This window comes from Arthrobacter sp. Hiyo1, assembly GCF_001263615.2.
GTDB lineage: Bacteria > Actinomycetota > Actinomycetes > Actinomycetales > Micrococcaceae > Arthrobacter.
The window spans coordinates 579,631-581,896 of sequence record NZ_DF952469.1 but is presented as its reverse complement, the minus strand read 5'-3'; the positions used below and the strand labels follow the sequence as shown (position 1 = coordinate 581,896).

At 63.0% G+C, this 2,266-nt stretch carries 4 protein-coding genes; 2 read left to right on the top strand and 2 right to left on the bottom strand.

Annotation, left to right across the window (positions count from 1 at the left end):
- Positions 1-412 (top strand): YceI family protein (locus tag AHiyo1_RS07090; protein WP_059388080.1); only part of this gene is annotated, 412 nt, incomplete at its 5' end.
- A 14-nt stretch (positions 413-426) separates the two neighbouring features.
- Here AHiyo1_RS07090 and AHiyo1_RS28200 read toward each other — a convergent pair.
- On the bottom strand, positions 427-582 hold the full coding sequence (locus AHiyo1_RS28200) for a helix-turn-helix domain-containing protein (RefSeq protein ID WP_445286199.1): 156 nt from the start codon (positions 580-582) through the stop codon (positions 427-429).
- Between the two features lies 1 nt (position 583).
- Positions 584-1,114, bottom strand: a complete 531-nt coding sequence (locus AHiyo1_RS07085) for a response regulator (protein WP_216363147.1) — start codon at positions 1,112-1,114, stop codon at positions 584-586.
- A gap of 289 nt (positions 1,115-1,403) precedes the next feature.
- Between AHiyo1_RS07085 and AHiyo1_RS07080 the strand changes: the two genes are divergently transcribed.
- Positions 1,404-2,183 carry an ABC transporter ATP-binding protein gene (locus AHiyo1_RS07080; protein ID WP_216363146.1) on the top strand — a complete coding sequence of 260 codons (780 nt, stop codon included), beginning with the start codon at positions 1,404-1,406 and terminating at the stop codon, positions 2,181-2,183.
- Positions 2,184-2,266: the final 83 nt, after the last annotated feature.

The following is a 2,266-nucleotide window of genomic DNA, read 5'->3' as shown; positions in this document are numbered from 1 at the left end:
GGACGCGTCCCTCCACGCAACCGTCAAGACCGCGAGTTTCGACTCCGGCGATGCCAACCGGGACGGCCACGTCCGCGGCGCCGACTTCTTCGACGTCGAGAAGTTCCCGGAGATGACCTTCCGGGCCACCAGCGTAGAGGGCGACGGCGAGGACTACACCCTCACGGGCGACCTCACCATCCGGGGGATCACCAAGCCGGTGGAGCTGGAAGTTGAGTTCACCGGCGTCGCGGTTGATCCTTTCGGCGCGACCCGCGCCGGGTTCTCCGCCGAAACCGAGATCAGCCGCAAGGACTTCGGGCTGACGTGGAACGCAGCGTTGGAGACCGGCGGTTTCCTGGTGAGCGACAAGGTGAAGATCAACCTCGAGGCTGCCCTTGTGAAGCAGGCCGAGCCCGTAGCGGCCGAGTAGTCAGCACCAAGTAGTCACAAGGTAGCCGGCCGCCCGCTCAACTCACCGTGTAGGAGTTGAGCGCGGCCGGTGCCGCCATACGTGAGGTCCAAAACGAGAAGACCTTTTTGCTCCAGGACACTGAGGTAGCGCTGCGCTGTCGGGCGGCTGACACCGAGCTGTCCGGCGATTTCAGCGGCGCTGATGGGACCCCCCGGCGGCGCGGACGGCGTCGTACGCTTTTTGCATGGTGGGTTGCAGGCGAGGCGCCGGGGCCGCGGGCCTGACCCCGGCAGAGCGCGCGTTGTAGAGGCTATCAATAGTTGCCTGGTCGGCAGTTGAAGCGGAATCCAGCTCCTGCCGCCAGTTCCGGTACGCCTCCAACTGTGTGCGGAGCCGGTCAAAGCTGAAGGGCTTGACCATGTAGTAGACCGCGCCGCTTGTCATCGCTGACTTGACGGTGGCCAGGTCCTGGGCCGCGGTGATGACGATGCAGTCGACGTCGGTACCTGCGGCCTGCAGGGATCGCAGCATCGCGATCCCGTCCTCGTCCGGCAGGTGTACATCCAGCAAGAGCAGGTCCGGGTTGAGGCGCTCGATCGCCTCCCGCGCGGCCGCAGCGGTGTACACCTGACCGACGCATTCGAAACCGTCAACCCTGGCCACCCGGGCGGCGTGGATTCCGGCGACCCGGAAATCGTCGTCAACCACCAATGTCCTCATCAACGTTTTGGCTCCTTTCCCGGGCATTTCCTCGGTAGGTGAGGCGACAGCAGAAAACGCACAAAACGTGCACTTTTGCGGCTAAGGCGCACAACTTACTGAAGACTTCTGGGCCTGATGATCGCTTCCTAAGCTTTACATAGTTTCAGTGATCCACATCACGAATTCGTCGGACTCCCAAGGAAGGGATCCGTAAGACAGAGAGGTCTTAGCAAATGAATGCCATCCACCCAACCGGCCGCCCGGGGCCGAGAGGGCTGAGGACGCCGCGGGCATCGACATTGTCGGGTTGACCAAGCGTTACCTCACTCCCAAGAACGAGACGTTCACTGCCATCCGCGATGTGACGCTGAGGGTCGAACCCGGCGAGTTCTGCGCGATCGTCGGACCGACGGGCTGCGGCAAGTCGACCACCCTGGCCCAGGTTTCCGGACTCGAGCGGCCAAGTGCCGGCTCGGTGAAGGTCCACGACCAGATCGTAGACGGCATCACCAACGGCGTCAGCTACATGTTCCAAGCGGACGCGCTCTTCCCCTGGAAGACCGTTCTCGGAAACGTGCTGATCGGCCCGGTCCTGCTCGGGACGCCCAAGAAGGAAGCCACCCTGCTCGCAAGGGATTGGCTGCGCCGCGTGGGCCTGGCCGGCTTCGAGGACCGTTACCCGCACCAGTTGTCCGGCGGTATGCGCAAGCGCGTCGCCATGGCGGCGGCGCTGATCAACAACCCGCGGATCCTCTTGATGGATGAGCCGTTCGGCGCACTCGACGTGCAGACCAAGGCCATCATGCAGAACGAACTGCTGCAGCTCTGGGAGGAACTGCGCCCCTCTGTCCTCTTCATCACGCACGACCTCGACGAGGCAGTGGCGCTGGCGGACAAGGTGGTCATCATGACCAGCAGCCCCGGCACCATCAAGGATGTTTTCGAGATCGATCTGCCGAGGCCGCGTGGAGATGTCCAGAAGATCCGGCACGAGGAGCGGTTCCTGGAGTTGCAGGGCCAGATCTGGGAGTCCTTGAAGGACGAAGTTACCCGCGCCTACAAGCAATCGGCGGGTGTAGCAGCATGACAACCACAATCAGTAGGGGTGCTCCCGTGCAAGAGCAAGAAAAAGCACAAGCGAGTGAGCTTAAGAATTCCGCCCGGCGTGCC